Source organism: Novosphingobium sp. GW835-FHT14H07, assembly GCF_058793515.1.
This window is the reverse complement of the sequence record NZ_JBXAFX010000015.1, coordinates 39,898-61,236: the sequence shown is the minus strand read 5'-3', so window position 1 is coordinate 61,236 and position 21,339 is coordinate 39,898. Positions and strand designations below refer to the sequence as shown.

General features: G+C 64.6%; 16 protein-coding genes and 1 pseudogene. 8 read left to right on the top strand and 9 right to left on the bottom strand.

All coding sequences use genetic code 11. The features are described from left to right. Nucleotides 1-14: 14 nt before the first annotated feature. From AC1Q5P_RS14375 to AC1Q5P_RS14360, 4 genes are all read right to left on the bottom strand, one after another. Entirely contained in the window at nt 15-533 is a 519-nt protein-coding gene (locus AC1Q5P_RS14375) for a nuclear transport factor 2 family protein (RefSeq protein WP_492519278.1), read from the bottom strand. Next, nucleotides 533-1,993, bottom strand: coding sequence for an aromatic ring-hydroxylating oxygenase subunit alpha (locus AC1Q5P_RS14370; RefSeq protein WP_492519277.1), 1,461 nt, complete (start codon nt 1,991-1,993; stop codon nt 533-535). Before AC1Q5P_RS14370 ends, AC1Q5P_RS14375 begins: the two co-directional genes overlap by 1 nt. Nucleotides 1,994-2,139: 146 nt before the next feature. Then, complete coding sequence (locus tag AC1Q5P_RS14365; protein WP_492519276.1) at nt 2,140-3,339, bottom strand: cytochrome P450; 1,200 nt, start codon at nt 3,337-3,339, stop codon at nt 2,140-2,142. A gap of 93 nt (nt 3,340-3,432) precedes the next feature. After that, complete coding sequence (locus AC1Q5P_RS14360) at nt 3,433-5,502, bottom strand: alpha-glucuronidase family glycosyl hydrolase (protein ID WP_492519275.1); 2,070 nt, start codon at nt 5,500-5,502, stop codon at nt 3,433-3,435. A 201-nt stretch (nt 5,503-5,703) separates the two neighbouring features. Between AC1Q5P_RS14360 and AC1Q5P_RS14355 the strand changes: the two genes are divergently transcribed. The 4 genes from AC1Q5P_RS14355 to AC1Q5P_RS14340 are packed head-to-tail and all read left to right on the top strand — an operon-like array spanning nt 5,704 to nt 10,420. Beyond that, complete coding sequence (locus AC1Q5P_RS14355; RefSeq protein WP_492519274.1) at nt 5,704-6,828, top strand: fumarylacetoacetate hydrolase family protein; 1,125 nt, start codon at nt 5,704-5,706, stop codon at nt 6,826-6,828. A 54-nt stretch (nt 6,829-6,882) separates the two neighbouring features. Then, nucleotides 6,883-7,641, top strand: a complete 759-nt coding sequence (gene xylB / locus AC1Q5P_RS14350) for a D-xylose 1-dehydrogenase (RefSeq protein WP_156135848.1) — start codon at nt 6,883-6,885, stop codon at nt 7,639-7,641. Further along, the gene (locus AC1Q5P_RS14345) at nt 7,632-8,522 is read left to right on the top strand and encodes an SMP-30/gluconolactonase/LRE family protein (RefSeq protein ID WP_492519273.1); all 891 of its coding nucleotides are present in this window, start codon (nt 7,632-7,634) and stop codon (nt 8,520-8,522) included. The genes xylB and AC1Q5P_RS14345 overlap by 10 nt, the downstream gene beginning before the upstream one ends. Next, nucleotides 8,522-10,420, top strand: a complete 1,899-nt coding sequence (locus AC1Q5P_RS14340) for a sialate O-acetylesterase (RefSeq protein WP_492519301.1) — start codon at nt 8,522-8,524, stop codon at nt 10,418-10,420. Before AC1Q5P_RS14345 ends, AC1Q5P_RS14340 begins: the two co-directional genes overlap by 1 nt. Here the strand turns inward: AC1Q5P_RS14340 and AC1Q5P_RS14335 are convergent, their stop codons facing one another. Together AC1Q5P_RS14335 and AC1Q5P_RS14330 are read right to left on the bottom strand one after the other, a co-directional pair. Continuing rightward, nucleotides 10,421-11,473, bottom strand: a complete 1,053-nt coding sequence (locus tag AC1Q5P_RS14335) for a LacI family DNA-binding transcriptional regulator (RefSeq protein ID WP_193828517.1) — start codon at nt 11,471-11,473, stop codon at nt 10,421-10,423. It abuts the gene before it with no gap. Beyond that, complete coding sequence (locus AC1Q5P_RS14330; protein WP_492519272.1) at nt 11,466-11,684, bottom strand: hypothetical protein; 219 nt, start codon at nt 11,682-11,684, stop codon at nt 11,466-11,468. The genes AC1Q5P_RS14335 and AC1Q5P_RS14330 overlap by 8 nt, the downstream gene beginning before the upstream one ends. Before the next feature lie 46 nt (nt 11,685-11,730). Here AC1Q5P_RS14330 and AC1Q5P_RS14325 point away from each other — a divergent pair, with 46 nt between their 5' ends. The 4 genes from AC1Q5P_RS14325 to AC1Q5P_RS14310 all read left to right on the top strand — a co-directional run bounded on the left by AC1Q5P_RS14325 (nt 11,731) and on the right by AC1Q5P_RS14310 (nt 18,560). Further along, nucleotides 11,731-13,146, top strand: a complete 1,416-nt coding sequence (locus tag AC1Q5P_RS14325) for a sugar porter family MFS transporter (protein ID WP_492519271.1) — start codon at nt 11,731-11,733, stop codon at nt 13,144-13,146. Between the two features lie 66 nt (nt 13,147-13,212). Beyond that, nucleotides 13,213-14,799, top strand: a complete 1,587-nt coding sequence (locus AC1Q5P_RS14320) for an alpha-N-arabinofuranosidase (RefSeq protein WP_492519270.1) — start codon at nt 13,213-13,215, stop codon at nt 14,797-14,799. Between the two features lie 998 nt (nt 14,800-15,797). After that, nucleotides 15,798-17,207 carry an aromatic ring-hydroxylating oxygenase subunit alpha gene (locus AC1Q5P_RS14315; RefSeq protein WP_492519269.1) on the top strand — a complete coding sequence of 470 codons (1,410 nt, stop codon included), beginning with the start codon at nt 15,798-15,800 and terminating at the stop codon, nt 17,205-17,207. A 168-nt stretch (nt 17,208-17,375) separates the two neighbouring features. Continuing rightward, on the top strand, nt 17,376-18,560 hold the full coding sequence (locus tag AC1Q5P_RS14310) for an aromatic ring-hydroxylating oxygenase subunit alpha (protein ID WP_039336754.1): 1,185 nt from the start codon (nt 17,376-17,378) through the stop codon (nt 18,558-18,560). Nucleotides 18,561-18,692: 132 nt separating this feature from the next. Here the strand turns inward: AC1Q5P_RS14310 and AC1Q5P_RS14305 are convergent. The 3 genes and pseudogenes from AC1Q5P_RS14305 to AC1Q5P_RS14295 form a co-directional block, all read right to left on the bottom strand. After that, nucleotides 18,693-18,953, bottom strand: a pseudogene (locus AC1Q5P_RS14305) (helix-turn-helix domain-containing protein); the annotation flags it as partial. Between the two features lie 568 nt (nt 18,954-19,521). Continuing rightward, nucleotides 19,522-20,238: an SDR family NAD(P)-dependent oxidoreductase gene (locus AC1Q5P_RS14300; protein WP_492519268.1), complete on the bottom strand. Its 717-nt coding sequence runs from the start codon at nt 20,236-20,238 to the stop codon at nt 19,522-19,524. Beyond that, nucleotides 20,228-21,250 carry an NADP-dependent oxidoreductase gene (locus tag AC1Q5P_RS14295; RefSeq protein ID WP_492519267.1) on the bottom strand — a complete coding sequence of 341 codons (1,023 nt, stop codon included), beginning with the start codon at nt 21,248-21,250 and terminating at the stop codon, nt 20,228-20,230. Before AC1Q5P_RS14295 ends, AC1Q5P_RS14300 begins: the two co-directional genes overlap by 11 nt. Nucleotides 21,251-21,339 lie beyond the last annotated feature (89 nt).

The window sequence follows — 21,339 nt, the reverse complement described above, 5'->3', positions numbered from 1 at the left end:
CCTCTGATACTGTCTCAGACCGGCCAGTCTCGGGTCTGGCTGAAGTCCGTTCCGCGCCGTCCCGGCCGGACCAGCGGATTGCCTTCAAGGAATCCGTCGGCTGCCGGGTCGGTACGCGCCCAGTCCACTATTTCGCGGCGGCGACTGATACGCCACTCCCCATTCTTGCAGGTATACTCGTCGACATAGCGTCCGGCGACGACGAGGTCCTTGGGCTCGCCGTCCTCGCGGATGCGGTGCCAGGCGTAGAAGTAGACTTCGCCGCTGGCCTCGTCGCCCCGCACGCTGATCTGTGCCTGCCCGATGATGTGCTGGCTGCCATCGAGATCGGCGAGGAACCCTTGCGCGAAGCTGACAAACTCGTCGGCGCTGCCCTGCATGAGCCCGCAATCGACCCAGGCGTCATCATGGAAGGCGCTGCGGTGCAGTTCGGGGTCCAAACGGTCCTGCCCGCGCATGTAGCGGCACAGCGCATCATGGATGTCGCGGCGGGCGCAGAGGTCGCGCAACTGGGCTTCGATGTCAAAGGCCATCAGGCTTCGCCCGCCAGATACTTGTCGACGACCATCTGGAAGTGGCGGATGCGCGATTCCTGATAGTTGCCGAGCTGCTGAACGCCTGTCGCGCTGGCGCGGAAGCCCTGCTGCTGGGCGCGCAGGTTGTCGGTGTCCTGATCGTAGACGTGGCCCATGGCGGGATCGAAGCCGGGAGCGGTGGCGTAGCTCTGGTCCTCGGCGACGTGGAAGGGCTCGGCCGGTTCCGGCGCCGGCCCACCTTCGGGATTTGGGCGCAGGAACAGGATTTCGAACAGGGTGCGGTTAGGGTCGGTTCCGATCGGGCGGAAGCGATAGACCATCGGCAGCGACAGGCCCGGGAACAGCACCATGTTGGGGAAGACATGGTATTCGATGGTGTCGATCATCTCGCTGTCCGAGACCTTCGACAGATCGCAGCCATAGGCCTCGCCCATGACCTTGCGCAGATGGCGGGCCATCACGGTTCGGGCGGTTTCCCCGGGGCCGACGGTGAGGCCCTCGCCACGGGAATCCTTGTCGCCAAGGATCATCGTGGCGAGGAGCTCTTCCTCGCTGAGGGGGGTGGCGAGGTGCGGGGAGTTGACGCCGCTGGCGGCATAGAACCGGGTCACGTGGTCCGAATGGCAATCGTACTGCACGTTGGCATCGCCCACGCCCTTCAGCAGCTGGGGATGGGTTTCGAGCACGTGGTAGGATTCGAGGAAGGCTTCCTGCGCGGTCTTCCAGTTGCAGGGCAATTCCTTCGCCACGTGAACCGCGACGTGGCGCCGGGCGATGTCCCAGTCCTTGAAGTGCTCGGGCAGGGGGGCGAGGTATTCCTCGAGGCTCTCACCGCCTAATTGGGGACCCTCGGCGCTCGGATTGATGAAGATGAACCCGCCCCAATGGCCGACGCGCGCTTCGGGGAGGTTGGCCATCTTCGGATCGATATGCCTGAAGTCCCAGGCGCAGGGCACGGAAGCGAGCGTACCGTCGTTGTTCCACGTCCAGCCGTGGTAGGGGCAGCGCAAGTTGTCGCCCGAGCCGACGCCTTCGCCACGCTTGAACTTGGTCGAGCGGTGGAGGCAGGAGTTGACGAAGGCGCGGACCGACATGTCGTCCTGCCGGACGACGACCCAGGAGAGGTGGGCGACTTCGTAGGTGTAGTAGTCGCCCGGCTCGGGGATGTGGTCCTCGCGGCAGACCCACTGCCAGGTGCGCTTCCAGATGCGCTCGATCTCGGACTCGAAGATCGACTGGTCGAAGTAGCGGTTCACGCTGACCGGTTCGCTGCCGAGATAGACAGGCTCTTCCATGGTCAGCACGGCGGGCGGGGGAAGCGCATCGGCCGCAACGATCTGCTGGACGCTCGGGGCGTCCGGGCAGCGGATTGCGGCGAGGTCATCCGCAACGGCGGGCTCGGGCAGTCCGTGGGGGTTGATCGCGTCCAGCATCAGGCTCTCCGGGACTGCCTTCATTAAAACCGGCAGTGTTGCCTGTTTTATGGACGCAGGCGCGAGTCGGCTCAACCTAGCGGTTGCGCTAGGTTCGGGCGTGGATGCACAGAAAGCGGGACCCCGGGTCGTTGCCCGGGGTGACGATCAACGCAGGACGGTCTTGCGGTTCAAGGAGTCCAGACCAGCTCTACCCGCCGCAGCGCGCCGACGATGCCGGGGACGGGGGACAGGTCGGAGCCTTCGCCCAGAGCGAATTCGGGGATGCGCTTCAGCCATTCCTCAAGCGTGATCGCCACTTCCTTGCGGGCGAGTTCCTGCCCCGGGCACATGTGCGGGCCGGAGCCGAAGGCTGAGTGGCGGGCGCGCTTGCGGGCGGGGTCGATGGCCAGGGGATCGGGATTGACGCGCGGGTCAAGCCCGTGGACTTGCGTGGGGATGGCGATCATGTCGCCCGCCTTCAGGGCGACACCATGGAAATCGGCGATGTCATGGCGCACTTCGCGGGCGATCGAGACGAGGCCGAAGCGGCGGAACAGTTCGTGGACGACCGGCGCGATATCGCTGCCGCGCTGCTTCAGATCGGCGCGCAGGGCCGGGTTTTCCGCCAGCTCGCGCATGATGAACCCGAGCACGTTGACGACAGTGTCAAGCCCCGCGATCAGCACCTGCGTGACGATGGACAGGGCCTCGTCGCGGCTCAGCGTGCGGCCTTCGCCAAGATCGGCATGGAGCATGGCGCTGATCATGTCCTCGCCGGGACGTTCGCGCCGGGCATCCACCAGAGGGCCGACATAGTCGAAGAACACCGCCTTGGCCTCGTCAAAGGTCATGTCCATGCCCGGCCTTGTCATGCATTCGGCCCAGTGGCGGATCTTCGGAGCTTCTGCCGCATCGATGCCGACCAGTGCCATGAATACCCGGATCGGGAACTGTTCGGCATAGTCCGCGGTGAAGTTGCAGTGGCCCTTGTGCGCGAAGCTGTCGATCAGGTCGATGGCGGTCTGGCGGATGCTTTCGGACAGGCCGCGAATGGCGCCGGGATTGAGATGGGCGTTGAGCAGCTGGCGATAGGGGCGATGTTCGGGCGGATCGATGGTGGTGGGAATGAGGCCGTGCATCTCGCCCACCGACTTTGGCAGGACAATCACACGTGAGGAGAAGCGTTCGGGATCGGACTGGACTTCCTGCAGGGCCTCGCCGCCCAGCGCAATCCAGTGGCCTTCGTTACGCGGCGTCCAGACGACGGCAGGATTGTCGGCAGAAAGCGCAGACCAGGCCCGATGGAAGCCTTGGGCTTCAAGCCCGGGCGGCAGATAGATGTCGATATCGACCACACGATCTGCGGGGACGTGCGACGGGCGCTGCATGACCTGATCCTCTCCTGATCCTTTTGCGATGATCATGCGGGACAGCAGGCCCTGGCGCGCTTGGCGTTTTGGATAGGTCGAGGAGGCCTGAACCTAGTGCGGTGCTCCGGGGGCGAATGGGAAGCGTTGCTGCTTGTACCACGCAAGGTCGTGCGCGGGCGGTGGTGAACCGGTGGGTAGGGGCAGGTGGTTGAGCGACATCCAGTAGGCGAGGCTGGCATCGCGCCACCAGCGCGCCTCGCGGGCCTGAATGCCGAGGTAGGCGTCAGTCTTGGCCCAACGCTCGGCATCCACGCGCGATTTCAGCGTGGCCCACTGTTTGCGCATGGCTTCAACTTCGGCAACGCCATGATCATAGCGGCGGACCATGGCCGACCACAGCGTCTCTCCACCGGGCATCGGATAGGTCCATGGCAGATGGTGGAACCACAGCAGGAACTGCGGCGGCGTGGTTTCGGGGCGGGCGAGGCGTGCGGCGATGGTCGGGGCATATTGCCCAATGGCGTTGCTGCCGGAAGCCGTGCGGTCAAAGCCGATGCCATCTGAGTCGGCGCGGTGATAGTAGACCGGATTCCATTCGGGCCGCTTGAGATCGGCAATCCACGGGCCGGGGCCATAGTGATGATCGGGGCCGAACAGGTGGGCAAGCCCGAACGGGCCGGTGTAATCGACGACCGCCTCGCGCGAGCGCAGCATCATCGCTGTGACCGTATCGGTGACTTGCGCATCATTGCCGAAGGTCTGCCGCGACCATTCGCGCGCAATTGTCTGCGATGAAAGCTTCGGATCCCAGGCGAGACGACCGAAGGCATACCAGTTGGCCTGATTAAAAGTGCTGCCCGCCCAATCGCGATCGCGGCCGATATTGGCTACGCCAGAGATGGCGCCGAGCGTTGCCGCCACGGTCTGACCCGGGGCCTGGCCGGTTGGCGTATCGAGCGCTTCCTCGAACAGGGGGCCGAGGTAGGCGAGGTGCGTGGCAAAGCCGAGGTATTCCTTGGTGATCTGGAATTCCGCAGCCAGTCTTGTACGCGGCATGGCGCCGAATAGCGGGTGTACAGGTTCGCGCGGCTGGAAATCGATCGGGCCGTTCTTGACCTGAACGATGACGTTATCCGCTAATTTGCCGTCGAGCGGTCGGAATTCGCTGTAAGCCTGCTTGGCGCGGTCGGTCGGGTCAGTATCGGCATAGACGAAGGCGCGCCACACGACGGTTCCGCCGTGGGGACGCAGCGCGGCGGCGAGCATGTTGGCACCATCGGCGTGGCTGGCGCCATAATCACGCGGGCCGGGCTGGCCTTCGCTGTTGGCCTTGACCAGAAAGCCACCGAAATCGGGGATCAAGCGGTAGATCTCGTCGGCCTTGGCCTGCCACCACGCAGCGACCGCCGGATCGCGCGGATCGGCAGTCTTGAGGCCGCTAAGTTCGATCGGCGCGGAAAAGCGCGCCGTGAGATAGACCCGGATGCCCCATGGGCGGAACACGTCAGCTAGCGCGGCGGCCTTGGCGAGATAGGGCGCGGTGAGGCTTTCGGCCTTGGCATTGACGTTGTTGAGCACGGTGCCGTTGATGCCGATCGAGGCGTTGGCGCGGGCGTAATCATCATAGCGCGGGTCCTTGAAGTCAGGCAGGGTCCACCAGTCCCACAAGGATTGCCCGGCGTAGCCGCGTTCGACCGAACCATCGAGGTTGTCCCAGTGGTTGAGCAGGCGCAGCGGAATTGCGGGGGCAGACGCGATGTTGATGGCTGCGGTCGATTCGCCCGCGCGCACATGGCGCAGCAGGGCAAAAGCGCCGTAGAGCACGGCGACATCGCTGTTGCCGGTCACAAGGATGACGGGACGGTTGCCGATCTTGACTTCGCGAATCAGATAGCCTTCATGGCCGAGCGCCCGCGTATCGAGATCAAGCATGGCGAGATGCGGGGCGTTGCTGGTGGCCAGCATCACGGCGGCTGGCAGGTGAGGCAGGCTGCGGCGCAATTCGGCAGCGGCGCGGTCAATGGTGGGGGAGCGGCGGGGGACTTCTATTTCTGCCCCGGTCGCTGTGTCTGCGGCGGGGCCGAGCCAGAGGCCGTAGCCGTCGTCGGCCCGCGCCGGGTACGTTGCAAGGCACGCCAAGGTTGCCATCACGAGGGCGATTGCTGCACGCAGGCGTGTCATTTCCCGATCCTCTCTGCAGGGGTTTCCGGCCCGATTTATGATAGCGGTATCAGTGTGTCGGATCTGATGCAAATGCCTGGGGGCTCCGGGCCGCCCTTGCCAAACCTGCAATGCTGAAAATCAGGTCAGGCGCTCTTGATCTTGCGTCGCCGACCATCTAAGGTAGCGCTATCAGACTATGGGATGCCGGGGGATGTTTTGATGGGTTTGGGCCTCACGGCTTGCCTGCCACGCGACTATGCAGATGGCGTTTTCATCGGTCGGGCCGAAGCGCCTGACGGGCCGCATGTCATCGTTTTGCGCGATGGCCGCATCCTCGACATCACGCAGACGGCCAGTTCCGTGTCGGGCGCGATTGCGCGCCGCACTTTCGCGGGGGGAAGCGATCTCGGTGCCATTGAGGATGGCTTGCCCGAGGGGTGGTCCCTGCTTTCGCCGATAGACTTGCAGTGCGTCAAGGCCTGTGGCGTGACCTTTGCTGTTAGCGCTATCGAAAGGGTGATCGAGGAGCGTGCGCGTGGCGATGCCGCCGCTGCGGCCAGTATCCGCCAAGGTCTGGAAGATACGGTGGGTGCCGGAATCCGCGCCGTCGTGCCCGGCAGCGAGGAGGCAATGGCGCTCAAGGCGGCGCTGATTGCGCAGGGCATGTGGTCGCAATATCTCGAAGTCGCGATCGGGCCGGATGCCGAAGTCTTCTCGAAATCGCCGGTGCTGTCGACCGTTGGGCACGGAGCGCTGATCGGCGTGCGATCGGATTCGAGCTGGAACAATCCTGAGCCTGAAGTGGTGCTGGTGTGCGATGGCGCTGGTGAAGTTGTCGGCGCGACGCTGGGCAACGATGTGAACCTGCGCGACTTCGAAGGGCGATCTGCGCTGTTGCTGTCGAAGGCGAAGGACAACACGGCGTCCTGCGCGATCGGGCCGTTCATCCGCCTGTTCGACGAGGGCTTCGGCATCGAGGACGTGCGCGCCGCTGAAGTGGAACTGGTGGTCGAGGGCACCGACAACTTCCGCATGGAAGGCACCAACCGCATGACCGAGATCAGCCGCGATCCGCTGGAACTGGTCCGCCAGACGATGAGCGAGCACAGCTATCCCGATGGCTTCGTGCTGTTCTGCGGCACGCTGTTTGCCCCGGTGCAGGACCGCGACGAGCCGGGCGGCGGCTTTACCCACAAGGTGGGCGATGTGGTGACGATCCGTTCCGATCGGCTCGGCGCGCTGAGCAACACCGTCACGACATCGCGCGATGCGCCCAAGTGGACGATGGGCATTGGCGCATTCATACGCAATCTGGCCGCGCGCGGCCTGGTGGAGAAGATCTGAATGGCCGCGCATACCCTTGCCAATCACGCTGCGGGCCAGCAGGCAGAGCCGCGGCTGATGGCGGCGCAGTACCCCAGCTTGCGCGACAAGCGCGTGATCGTGACCGGCGGTGCGAGCGGCATCGGCGAGGGGATCGTGGAGGCCTTTGCCCTGCAGGGCGCGCAAGTGGGCTTCATCGACATACAGGAAGATCCCGCAAGGGAACTCATCGCGCGGCTGGGCTCGGCGCACCACGTTCCGGTGCTGAAGGTGCAGGACGTATCGGATGTCGAAGGACTGGGCGCGGCGATGACAGCGCTGGTTGACGAACTCGGCGGTTGCGACGTTCTGGTAAACAACGCCGCCAGTGACGACCGGCACGTGCTCGACGATATCACCCCGGCCTATTGGGACGAGCGGCTGGCGGTGAACCTGAAGCACAAGTTCTTTGCCTCGCAGGCAGTGTGGCCGGACATGAAGGCCAATGGCGGGGGGGTGATCCTCAACCTCGGGTCGATCTCGTGGCACCTAGGGCTGGATGAACTGGCGCTCTACCAGATTGCCAAGGCCGGTGTGGAAGGCTTGACCCGCAGCCTGGCGCGCGAGCTTGGGCCCTATAACATCCGCGTGAACACCATCATTCCCGGCAACGTGCAGACCGAGCGGCAGATGCGCTGGTACACGCCGGAAGGCGAAGCGGAAATCGTTTCGGCGCAATGCCTCAAGGGCCGGCTCCAGCCGGTTGACATCGCCGCCATGGCCCTGTTCCTTGCCTCTGACGATGCGCGGTTCTGCACCGGGCACGAATACTGGGTCGACGGGGGATGGCGGTGATGGTGGCTGTGCGGCGGGTTCTGGAGCTTGGCTGCACGCTGGGCGAAGGGCCGGTGTGGGACGCGGCGCGAGAGTGCCTGTGGTTCGTGGACATCAAGAACAGGCGCATCCACAGCTTCGATCCGGCTACCGGGAGGCACGAAAGTTTCGGCGTGCATGAGCAGGTCGGCTGGGTGGTGCCTGCCATCGGTGGCAAGCTGCTGGCGGGGATGAAGGACGGGTTGCACCTGTTCGATCCGGCGCTGGGCACGAGCGTGCACGTGGCGGATGTTCCGGGGGAGCCTGAGGGCAACCGCCTCAACGATGCCTGCGTCGACTTGCAGGGCCGCGTCTGGTTCGGTTCGATGGATGACGGCGAGGAAGCGCCGAGCGGCCGCTTTTACCGCGCCCATGTCCGCGAAGTGGTGGCGCAAGGGCCGGACGGGGTGTGCATCACCAATGGTCCGGCGGTATCGCCCGACGGGACGAAGCTCTATTTCACCGATACGCTCGCCCGGACAATTCATGTGGCGGACCTGGCCCAAGACGGCAGCATCGGGGCAGCGCGGGTCTTTGCGCAAGTGTCCGACGATTTCCCCGAGGCTTATGCCGATGGGCCGGTGTGCGATGCGGAAGGGTGTGTCTGGACCGGGTTGTGGAACGGCTGGGGCGTGGCGCGCTATTCGCCCGAGGGCAAGCTGCTGCAGAAGGTTGACCTGCCCGTCGCCAATGTGACGAAGCTGGCATTCGGCGGCGCGGACTTGAAGACCGCCTTCGTGACGACCGCGCGCAAAGGTCTGGACAGCGAGGCACTGGCCGCGCAGCCCATGGCGGGCGACCTGTTCGCGTTTGATGTGGCAGTGCCGGGCTTTGCCGCCCCGCTCGCGGAGTTCAGGGCGTGATGCGGCCATTGCTGGTGGTGCTGGCCGCGGGCGTCTCCGCACCAGCGATGGCCGCACCCGCGCTGGAGTTGGGCGCGGTGTGGAGCGATCATGCGGTGATCCAGCGCGATCGGCCGGTGGTGGTCGAAGGGCGTGCAGCGGCAGGCGCGGTCGTATCGGGAACTCTGGGTTCCGAGCAGGCCGAAGCCAGGGCCGGGGCTGACGGTGCCTTTGCGCTGAACTTCCCGGCGCGCAAGGCTTCGGCGGAATCGATCGACCTCAAGGTAACTTCAGGTTCCGAGTCCGTGACTGTTGCCGACCTGCTCGTCGGGGATGTGTGGCTGTGTTCGGGCCAGTCCAACATGGAGTTCCAGCTTTCTCGCGCGCTGAACGGTGGCATGGAAGTGGCGATGTCCGCCGATCCTGCACTGCGCCTGCTGCAGGTGCCAAAGGCGATGTCCTACCTGCCCGAGCGCGAATTCGGCAAGGTGACGCGCTGGGCGGTTTCGGGTCCGGAGACGAGCGGCGGCTTCTCTGCGGTGTGCTGGTTCATGGCGCGTGAATTGCGCCGTGCGCGCGGCGTGCCGATTGGCGCAATTCACGCCAGTTGGGGTGGATCGAAGGTGACCCCATGGCTCGACCCTGCAGCCGGGGCCGAGATCGGCGGCGCGCAGGAGATGGCGCTGCTCGGCCTGTTCGCCAAGGACAAGCTGGCGGCCGTCACGCAGTTCGCGCCGCGCTGGACGGCATGGTACGGGGGCGAGAGCGGCGGTAGCACTCCGTGGACAAAGCCCGATGCCCTGCAGTGGCAGCCGGTTCCATCCATCAAGGGCTGGCTGGCCTGGGACGCTACGCCTCTTGCTGCCAAGCCGACAGGCACGGTGTGGATGCGGCGGCAAGTGACGCTGACCGCAGCGCAAGCCAAGGCGGGCGTTACGCTGGCGCTGGGCGTGCTCGATGACATGGACATGACCTTCGTCAACGGCCATGCGGTGGGCAATACCTTCGGCTGGGACGAGGAGCGCGCCTATGCGGTGCCGCCCAGGTTCCTGAAGTCCGGCGTGAACGAGATCATGGTCGCGGTGACCAACACTTATGGCAACGGCGGCTTTGCCAGCGCCCCGGACCGGTTGTTCCTGACGCAGGCGGGGGGCGAGAAGCTGCCGCTGGGCGAGGGCTGGCGCTATGCCATCGCGCCGACCAGGACCTATCCGCCGCGTGCACCGTGGGATGCCAATGCCGGCATCGGGCTGATGCACAATCGCATGATCGCGCCGCTGGGACACTTCGCGATGGATGGCGCGGCCTGGTACCAGGGCGAGAGCGATGTCGACACGGCGGACTACGCGCGCCGGATGAAGGGACTGATTGCCGGATGGCGCGCGCGGTTCGGACCGGAGCTGAAGGTCGGCATCGTGCAGCTTGCCAATTATGGTCCCGCTTCGGACAAGCCGGTCGAAAGCGGCTGGGCGCAAACGCGCAACGTGCAGCGGCAGATCGTTGTCGACGATCCGAAGGCGTTCCTTGCGACGGCCATCGATCTTGGGGAGCGGACCGACATTCATCCGGCCAACAAGCTGCTGGTGGCGCAGCGGCTGGCGATGGGCGCACAAGGCAAGGCCTTGCCGATGCCACTTGCGGCGAAGGCGGAAGGCAGCACGGTGCGGGTTTCCTTCAGCGGCATCGAGGGCGGGCTTCACGCCTGGAGTTCCGACACCGCGATCGGGTTCGAACTGTGCGACGCCGCTGGCGCCTGCCGGTTCGCACCGGGCCGCGTTGATGGCGATGCGGTGGTCCTGGCCACCGATGGCAAGCCGGCGGCGAAAGTTCGCTACGGCTGGGCCGATAACCCGGTGGTCAATCTGTTCGACGGGCGCGCGCAGGCCGTGCCGGGGTTTGCGCTGGACGTGGTGCGCTGATCAGCCTTGTGGCGGGGCCGCATCGGATTCGCGGCGGACCAGTTCGTAGTCGAGCGTGGCCAGGCGTGGCCTGATCTTTTCCGATGCCCGCTCGGCACGGATTTCCTGTGCCAGAAGATCAAGCGCAGTTTCCGCCATCTGGCGGATCGGCTGGCGGATCGTGGTCAATTCCGGCCAGATGTTCGAGGCAAAGGCGGTATCGTCGAATCCGCAGACGGTAAGGTCGTGCGGAACTTCGAGATCGTTGCGATGGGCAGCGGCGACGCAGCCTGCGGCCATGTCATCGTTCGAGGCGAAGATTGCGGTGGGGCGGGATGGCAGGGCGAGCATGTTCATCGCCGCATCAAGGCCGGAACGATAGGTGAAGTGACCCTGCTGCACGAGCGCCGGATCAACAGTGGCGCCGCTTTCGGCCATGGCATCGCGGAATCCGGCGAGGCGCAGGGCGCTGGCGGATTGCTGCGGGTTGCCGATGATGAAGCCGATCCGCTTGTGGCCGAGGCCGAGGATGTGCTTCGTCATGTCGTAGGCGGCCTGATAATCGTCGATCATGACGACGCCGTGGTGCGCCTCGGCCTGCCCCGGTCCGATCAGCACCGCATGCGTTCCCGCTCGGCGGAGACGGGCCAGCAGGGCGGTATCGTCGCACAAGGGCGGCGGCAGCAGGAAGCCATCGACCGCACTGTCGACAAGACGCGCGATCATCTTCGACTGATCGGTCTCGGGCTCGCAGCGTTCGACCATGAGGTGGGCATCGAGACGGGTTGCAGCGTCCATGCAACCGATCAGCAGCTCGCTCAGATAGGAGGCTGAAGGGTTGGCGTAGAGCAGGGCGATGCGCAGTTGCGAGGCACCGGCGAGACTGCGCGCGGCGCGGTTGGGAGCGTAATTGAGCTGCTTTATTGCCGCTTCAACCGCGAGACGCGTCTCCTCTCGCACGCCGGAACCGCCATTGACGACACGGCTGACCGTCATCGGCGAGCATTGCGCGAGGCGCGCCACATCGTTGACCGTGGGACGTCCGGCGCTGCGGCGGGACTTGGTATCATTCATGTTCTGCAGGCTCCCGTTGCGTGAAGTCCTGACGCTGCAACATCCCCTTTGCAAGCGGGTTTGTGAATAAAGCAGACTTAAACGCAATTGGCGCTTGCATGCTGCTCGGCTTCGGATACAAAGGTAGCGCTATCAAATGAACGGTGGCCGCGCCAGGCGACTGGCCGGGATAACTGGTGAGAACGTAAACAGGGCCGTCGACGCTGTGCATCGCGCATGGCAATGTCCGGGCCAGTTCAACGAGTTGGGAGAGGGAAATGGCTGCAGTGCAGCAGGACCGGGTCAACATGGCGCTTGTCGGCGCAATCGTCTCGGTGGCGACAATCGGCGGATTGCTGTTCGGGTACGACAGCGGCGCGGTGAACGGGACGCAGGCCGGCCTCAAGGCGGCTTTCGCGCTCGACGACAATGGCCTTGGCTTTACCGTTGGCTCGTTGCTCGTCGGCTGTGCTGCCGGCGCGTTCACGGCAGGCCGTCTGGCCGACCGCTTCGGGCGCAAGCGCATCATGGTGCTGGCGGCGATCCTGTTCCTGGTCGGTGCGCTGGTGCAGGGGCTGACGGGCAATCACGCGCTGTTCGTGGTGTTCCGCTTCCTCGGCGGCATGGCGGTGGGCGCGGCCAGCGTGCTGTCCCCGGCCTATATCTCCGAGGTTGCCCCTGCTGCGATTCGCGGCCGACTGACGAGTGTGCAGCAGGTGATGATAATCACCGGCCTCACCGCGGCCTTCGTCGTCAACTATGTGCTGGCGCAGCAGGCCGGGGATTCGCTCGGCGAGCTGGCGGGCGTTCCGGCGTGGCGCTGGATGTACCTGGCGCAGGCGGTGCCGGCGGTGGTGTTCCTTGTGGCCTTGCAGTTCATCCCGGAAAGCCCGCGCTATCTGGTGAGCAGTGGCCGCGCCGATGACGCCAAGGCCGTGCTGACGCGCATTTTCGGCGAGACCGAAGCGAGCCGCAAGGTCGAGGAAATCCGCGCCTCGTTCGCGACCGATCACCGCCCGCGCCTTGCAGATGTGCTTGCGCCCGGCACGGTGCTGCGCCCAATCGTGTGGGCTGGCCTGATCATTGCCGTGTTCCAGCAGTTCGTCGGCATCAACGTGATCTTCTATTACGGCGAGACGCTGTGGAAGCTGGCGGGCGTATCTGAAAAAGCCGCGCTCGAACGCAACATCATCTCGGGCGTGGTCTCGATCGCGGCTTGCTTCATCACGATGGCGCTGGTCGACAAGGTGGGGCGCAAGCCGCTCCTGCTGGTCGGTTCCGCCGGCATGACGCTGGCGCTGGGCGCGATGAGCTGGGCGTTCTCGCAAGGGACGCTGGATGCGGCCGGGGCACTGCAGATGGACCCGTCGCTGGGCATGATCGCGGTGATTGCAGCCAACATCTACGTGATCTTCTTCAACGTCAGCTGGGGCCCGGTGATGTGGGTCATGCTGGGCGAGATGTTCCCCAACCAGCTGCGCGGATCGGCCCTGGCCGTATGCGGCCTGGCGCAGTGGGGCGCGAACTATGCAGTGGTGCAGAGCTTCCCCGCGATGGCGAGCGGTCTGGGCCTTGCCGAAACTTACGTGCTCTACACCGTGAGCGCGGCGGTGAGCTTCTGGCTGGTCAAGGCCTTCCTGCCCGAGACCAAGGGCAAGGAACTGGAGCAGATGGAAGGCTGGGGCGGGCATTGATCCGCCGCAGGTGAAGAATACGACCGGGGGCATGAACGGCCCCCGGCGCAAAGGAGAGCGAATTCGATGAAGCCGATTGCCAAGAAATTTCGGACAGTGCTGCTGGCGGCGACCTTTGCAGCTGGGTTGAGCATGCCTGCCTTGGCAAAGGACGCTGCGGTCGAAGTTGCGATTGATACCGCCACGACCGGCCCGGTGATCGACAAGCATATCTTTGGCCAGTTTGCCGAGCATCTTGGCACCGGGATCTACGGCGGCGTGTGGGTCGGCAAGGATTCGCCCATCCCGAACGTGCGCGGCATCCGCACTGATGTGGTCACTGCCCTCAAGGCGCTCAAGGTGCCCAACGTCCGCTGGCCGGGCGGGTGCTTTGCCGATGAATATCATTGGCGCGACGGCATCGGCCCGGCGGACAAGCGCCGGGTGCAGATCAACACCAACTGGGGAGGCGTGCCGGAATCCAATGCCTTCGGCACCCACGAGTTCATGGACTTTGCCGAGCAGATCGGGTCGGAGGCCTATATCTCGGTGAACATCGGGTCGGGCACGGCGGCGGAAGCTTCGGCCTGGATCGAATACATGACCGCCGAGAAGGACACGACGCTGGCCAAGGAGCGGGCCGCCAATGGGCATCCCGCGCCGTGGAAGGTGCCGATCCTTGGCCTCGGCAACGAGAACTGGGGTTGCGGCGGCGCGATGTCGGCCGACCACTATGTCGAGGAGATGAAGCGCTTCGCCAACTTCACGCGCAATTTCAACCCGGCGCAGCGTGAAGGCGCAGCACGGATGAAGCGCATTGCCGTGGGCTGGGACAGCGACAAGCTCGACTATACCGAGGAAGTGATGAAGGCGTGGAGCACGCACGTCTATTCCTGGGATATCGAAGGCGTCTCGCTGCACAAGTACACCGTCGGCGGTGGCTGGCCGCCGGTGCGTCCGGCAACCGGCTTCGGCAACGATGAATACGCCCTGATGATTGCCGATACGCTTACCATGGACACCCTGCTCAAGAAGCAGAAGGCGATCATGGACAAGTACGATCCAGCCAAGAAGCTGCTGATTGCGGTGGACGAGTGGGGCGCGTGGCTTGCACCGACCCCGGGCAGCAATCCTGGCTTCCTGCAGCAGCAGAACTCGATGCGCGATGGCGTGATCGCGGCGCTCAACCTCAACATCTTTGCGCGCCATGCGGACCGGGTGAAGATCGCCAACATCGCACAGATGATCAACGTGTTGCAGGCGATGATACTGACCGACGGCAGCAAGATGGTGCTGACGCCAACCTATCACGTGTTCAAGATGTACGTGCCGTTCCAGGACGCGCAGTTCGCGCCGGTGAAGTTTGCAGCGGGTGAATACACGGTGGGCGATCGCAAGCTGCCGCGCGTCGATGCCATGGCGGCAAAGGACAAGGACGGGCAGGTGTGGGTCTCGCTCGTCAACGTCGATCCCGATGCGGGCACGAGCGTGACGATCCCCGGCTTCCGCAGCGCCAGCGGCGAAGTGCTGACCGCGCCGAAGGTGGACAGCGTCAACACCTTCGCCGCGCCATCGGTCGTCGCGCCAAAGGCGATCAGCGGCAAGGCAGCGGGCGGTGGCGTGACGATCGCCCTGCCGCCGCGCTCGGTGACCGTGGTGAAGGTTTCGAAGTGATCTGAAGAAGTGCCCTGCGGCGGTCTCTATCCTCCCTCCTGAGGCTGCTGCAATACCTGAACGGCCCGGAAGGCAATGCGCTTTCCGGGCCGATTTTTGTTTGCTTGGGGGTGCGGGAAGGGGCAGCGGGGCCCCGGGGCAGGCTGTATAGTAAGGCCCGGTGTGACGGGCCTTGAGCGGTTATGGCGCCAATTTTTGCATCCGAGCCCCGTTCCTGCTGATTGGAGGGGAAGGCTGGCGGACTGGCCGTTGGTGCAGACTGGCGGCTTTTGGGCATTTGCGACCAAAAGCGGACTGTCAGGACACGACGCCATTGCGGACGTTCAGCCCTAGCGGTTTTTCGGCCACCACCAAAACCTGAAGATAGTGTCGCTCGCGCCGAAGCTCACTCCAAAGTCAGCGCGATTGGCTGATACATCTCTCACAGCTTCCGAGAGATTGGAGATATCTTCCGGTCTGAGGGGCATTGCAAAAATCTCGGCTGAAAGGCCGATCGACCCGGTTCCTTCTAGGTCATTGCCAAGGCGGAGTTTTGCGGGGACTTCAAGGCGAAGGTCGTGACCGCCGAAAATGTTATCTGCCCCAACCACTCGGGGATCCGTCACCCTGATAGTCCGATGAGCGGGTTCTGTCGCACTGGAAAGAATAGAACACAACTCGATCAGGCTGGCACAGCCCATTGCATCTGCTGTGAAGTGCCAATCGTCATACATCCTGCGGGCTTTCCGGTAACGCCAAAGGCTAACCCGCCCGTCCTGCCGCCATGACCCGAGTGCTTGATCCATTCGCGTATGCTAGTCCGAAATCAACCCTTTTCCACCCCATTCCAGCCCTTCACTGCCCCGTCAGCGCGTCATGATAGCGGTCGTCACTGCGGATATTCCCGGCGGCCTAGCCTAAGTCACAGGGGGGCTTGGCGGGGATTCTTGACCTTGGTCAAACGACGGGCGCCTCTGGCATGACATTTTCCCGCTATCACCAGGATGGAGAGGAAAGACATGGCAGACCGCGATCCCGGCGCGTTCGAACAGGCCCGATGCCCCGGCACCAGCTGGGAGGACATTCTGGCTGCCGACGAAGTGCAGCCCCCCGCTTTCATGGGCGAAGACCGTTCGCAGTATCTCGGTTCCGAGCCGATCGATGCGGCGCGGTATTACAGCCCCGAATTCTTCCGCGCCGAGTGCGAGAAGATGTGGCCCGCGGTGTGGCAGTTCGCCGCGCGCGAGGAGGACCTGCCCGAGCCGGGCGACTATGTGACCTATGACAATGCGGGCCGGTCCTGGCTGATCGTGCGGCAGGAGGATGGCAGCGTGAAGGCGTTTCACAACGTCTGCCTGCATCGCGGCCGCAAGCTCAAGACCGACAGCGGCAGCGCCGAACAGTTCCTCTGCCCGTTCCACGGCTTTTCGTGGAACCCGGACGGGTCCTTACGCAACATTCCCTGCCGCTGGGACTTTGCCCACCTGACGGACCGGAAGATGCAACTGCCCGAAGGCCATGTGGCGCAATGGGGCGGCTATATCTTCATCCGCGAAAATGCCGAAGGGCCGACGATCGAGGAATATCTCGATCCGCTTCCCGAATTCTTCAAGCGCTGGCGGCACGAAGAGTGCGTGACGGTGGCATGGGTGGCCAAGGTCATCCCGGCCAACTGGAAGATCGCGATGGAGGCTTTCATGGAAAGCTACCACGCCTATGTCACCCACCCGCAGCTGATGCCGTTCACCGGCGATGCCAATGCTGCCTATCACGTGCTGGGCCGGCACGTGAACGTGAACTACACCCCGTTCGGCGTGGTCAGCCCGCATATCGAGGCGCAGGCCAGGGCCGAACACTGGCCGCAGCAGCGCATCATCGACGAATTCCGCAAGTACAACGGCCGCAGCGCCGACAACTACGATGCGGACAAGGACAACTATGCGATCACGGTGCCGGAAGGGCGCAGCGCCCGCGCCGCGCTGGGCGCGAAGATGCGCGAGGTTTCGGAAAAGCAGTTCGGCGGAGACTATTCGGGCGTTTCCGAAAGCGAACTGCTTGATGCGCTGGTCTACAACGTGTTCCCCAACTTTGCGCCGTGGGGCGGGTTCATGCCCAACATCGTCTATCGCTGGCGGCCCTGGCCCGATCAGGACAAGTGCCTGATGGAAGTGCGCGTGATCGCCCGGGTTCCGGAGGGACAGCCTAGACCTGCAGGCGTGCCGATGCACTTGCTCGGCGATGACCAGATCTGGGCCGACGCGCCCGAGCTTGGCGTGCTGGGCGCGGTGCTCGATCAGGACAGCGAGAACATGGCGCTGTGCCACGAGGGGCTGAAGGCTTCGAAGAACGGGCGCGTCGAACTCGCCGATTATCAGGAAGTGCGCATCCGCCACATCCACCAGACGCTGGATTCCTATCTGAACGCTTGACGCTGGATGCCCACCCGCTGCGACTAGGTTCGCTGCGCTCTCCAAGTCTCGCGGCCCTCCCGCCTGCGGGAGGGCGAAGAGCGGCGCTGCAACTCCCCTCCCGCAGGCGGGAGGGGGCGGGGGTGGGCATAAGCTACGACAAGGATCTGAATTGAAAGGCTGACCCACATGACCGAACTTTACGACAAGTATGCCCGCGCCGCCGAGCGGATGCTCCATTTCGTCGAGACCAGGACGACCGACATGGCAAGCGGCACGATGCGGGTGCCCGTGGCGGACTACCTCAGCGAGGAGCGCTTCGAGGCGGAGATCGCGCGGATATTCAAGCGGTTGCCGCTGATGCTGGCGCTGACCATCGAGCTGCCGCAGGTGAACGACTACAAGGCGATGGAAGTGATGGGCCTGCCGGTGCTGATCACCCGCGGAAAGGATGGCAAGGCGCGCGCGTTCCTCAACGTGTGCAAGCATCGCGCGATGCATCTGGCCAAAGAGGGCAAGGGCAATTGCAAGGCCTTTGCCTGCCAGTACCACGGCTGGACCTATTCCAACGAGGGCAAGCTGATCGGCATTGCCGAGGCGAGCACCTTCGGAGAGGTGGATCGCTCCACCCTCAACATGACCGAGCTGCCCTGTGACGAGGCGGCGGGTCTGATCTTCGTGATCCTGACACCTGACTTGCCGATCAACGCCATCGAATGGATGGGCGGGATGTATGAGGACTTCGCCGCGCTGCGCCTCGAGACCTGGTACTTCCACAAGGCGCGCACGATGAAGGGGGCCAACTGGAAGGTCGCCTATGACGGCTATCTCGAAGGCTATCACTTCCAGGCCGCGCACACCAACACGGTGGCGACGCGCAGCCCTTCGAACCGCGCCCACTACGAGGGCTTCGGGCCGCATATCCGGCTGGGCTTCCCGCAGAACTCGATCACCCGCCTGGCCGACCTGCCGCGCGAGGAGTGGGGGCGACAGGAGAACAACGGCTATGATTTCATCCGCATGCTCTTTCCGAACATGAGCTTCTTTCTGGCGCCCGAGATGGGCCAGCTGGCGCAGCTGTTCCCCGGGCCGAAGGCAAACCAGAACACCACCGTGATGAACTACATCTTCCCGGTGAAGCCCGAGACCGAGGAAGGCCTCGCCGCGCTGGACCGGATGTGCGACTTCTTCTTCGATGTGGTGGAGGAGGAGGACTACTTCCTTGGCCTGAAAGTGCAGAACGGGCTGGAATCCGGCGCGATGACGCACCAGACCTTCGGCCGGAACGAGCCGGGCAACCAGTTCTTCCACAAGTGGATCGCCTATTACCTCGACGAAAGCGGCAGCACGCCGATGCCGGTGATGAAGGCCTAATCGGCCGGGCGGGTGAGCGCCTGGGACGGCCTGGCGCAACTGGAGCGAACGGGTGAACATCGGTCCGCAGGCTTCAAGGAACTGCGTGGGCTTCATGCCGAGGAACTCGTGCGCCTCGCGGATGAAGTGCGAGTAATCGGTGTAGCCGGCGTCGATGGCGAGCGCGCGTCGGCCCGGCCCGCCCCGGATCAGCGCATGGAGCGAGCGCAGGAAGCGGGCGCGGCGCAGCAGCAGCTTGGGCGCAAAACCGAACGAGCGCAGGCAAAGGCGCTCCAGCTGGCGCAAGGCAATGCCGAGACTGTGCGAGAGCTGGCCGACCGTGCGCAGATTGGGATCGAGCAGGGCCGAGAAGATCCGGGCAATGGTGTCCTCGTCGCGGTGAGGCGTGCCCATCCGGTCGATCAGCCAGGCATCGAAGATTGCGGGGACAGCGGCGGGCGCCGCACTGCGCAGGTGCCGGGCCAGAGCTTCGACATCTTCGCCCAGCACGTCGCGCGCAGGGACGACGCGATCGGCGATCTTGGCAGCAGAGCAGCTGCCGAGGCGCGCCCACCCCAGCGGGGTGATCCCTGCGCCGATGACGGTGCCGGCATCGCTTTGCGACCAGCAGGCCGTGGACGAGGGGCCGAACAGCGCGACATCGGACACGCGCACGGCTTCGCCCTCACCGCAACGGACATGCCAGCGGGTCTGCGGATCAAGCAGAATGCGCAAGTTGAACCAGGCCGGCTGGAACACATCGCTGTGGACCTGCCCTTGCGGCGGCGCGACGGCGTAAAGATGGTAGCCGCTGACCAGCCCTTCGAGCCGGGGGGAGGGCTTCCAGTAATCCATGCGCATGGTCGCCGGCGGATCGGCCCGCGCGCTGCTTTCATCGAATGCCGCGACCTTCATCAACTGCGTTCCTGCCCCTCGCCCAAGCCCTTGACCGGCTTTGGAAAAGGAACGGCCTGAACGGGTTTTAGTGCCGCACCATGGCCCCGCCATCGACCCATACGCCATGGCCGGACATGAAGCGGGCATCGTCGCTGCACAGGAAGGCAATGACGTCGGCGATGTCTTCGGGCTGGCCGAGGCGGCGCAAGGGGGCCTTGTTCTCCCAGAAGGTGCGGAATTCGGGCATCTGGGTAAAGGCCGGCGCGGTCATCGGCGTGGCGATGGCGCCGGGCTGCACGCAGTTCACCGTCACCCCGAACGGGCCGAGTTCCGCCGCGACCGACTTGGTGAAGCCGAGCACCGCGTGCTTCGAGGCGGAATAGGCGCTGAGGCCCTCGTCGCCGTGGCTCGACGTGGTGGAGCCGATGGTGACGATGCGGCCGTTGCCAGCGGCCTTGAGGTGCGGCGTGGCATCGCGCACGAGGCGGAAGACGGCGACGAGGTTCACCTCCATCACGCGCAGGAAATAGGCGTCGTCATGGCCTTCGAGGGGGTGGAACGCGCTGATCCCGGCGCAGGGGACAAGCGTATCGAGCCCGCCCATCGCCGCCACGGCCTGTTCGATCAGGTGGGCATTGGCATCGGGGGCGGTGAGATCGCCTGAGAAATCGACATCGCCCTGCACGTCTGCGGTGAAGACTTGCGCTCCGTCGGCGCGGAGGCGCGCAGCGGTGGCCGCGCCAATGCCCGAGGCTGCGCCGGTGACGATGGCCTTGCGGCCCGTAAGGCGATCAGAGGCCATCGGCGATCTTCAGCACGAGCTTGCCGGTATTGGCGCCCGTGAACAGGCGCATGAAGGCATCGTAGGCGTTTTCGAGGCCCACCTGCACGTCCTCGTCGATGCGCAGGCGGCCTTCGGCCATCCACTGCGCCATGACCGCGCCGCCTTCGGCAAAGCGCGGGGCGTAGTCCATGATGAGGTAACCGTAGAGCGTGGCCTGGTTGGTGAGGATCGACCAGAGGTTGCGCGCGCCGACCTTGGCGGGGGAATTGTATTCGCTGATCAAGCCGCACAGCACGATGCGGGCGTGCTTGGCGAGGTTGAGCAGTTCGGCATCGAACACGTCGCCGCCGACGTTCTCGAACACCACGTCAGCCCCGTTCGGCGCGGCGGCGCCGATTTCGGCGGCGAGCTGTTCGACCGACTTGTTCTTGTAGTCGATGGCGACGTCGAAGCCGTAGTCCTCGATCAGGCGGCGGCACTTTTCGGCACCCCCGGCAATGCCGATCACCCGGCAGCCGAGAATCTTGCCGATCTGACCGACCGCGGAGCCAACCGCCCCTGCGGCGCCCGAAACCAGCAGCGTTTCGCCCGGCTTTGGCTTTGCGACGTCGATCAGGCCGAAATAGGCGGTGAGGCCGACTGCGCCCATTGCCGACAGGAACCGCGATGGCGAATCGACGTGGTCTAAATCAACCTTCATGGTGAATCCGCCTGCGCCATTGACCGAGTAGTCTTCCAGGCCGTTCATGCCCAGAACCCAATCCCCAACGGCGAAGTCGGGCGAGTTGGAGGCGGCGACGACGCCAACCGTCGTCGCTCTGACGGGATCGCCCAGGGGGATCGGCGGCATGTAGCTGGGCGCATCGTCCATCCATCCGCGCTGTGCGGGATCGAGCGAGGCATAGCAGTTGCGCACCACGAAGCCGCCTTCGGGCGCGGAGGGAACGACTTGTTCGACAAGGGAAAAGTCCTCTGGCACCGGCGTGCCGACAGGGCGGCGAGCCAGCAGGAAGCGGCGATTGACGGTCATTGTGATCTCTCCCGGATTCTTGTCCGAACGCTACGGCAAGGATGGATGATGCACTGGCACATGCACCTGTAACAAGTCGCAGTTGGTTC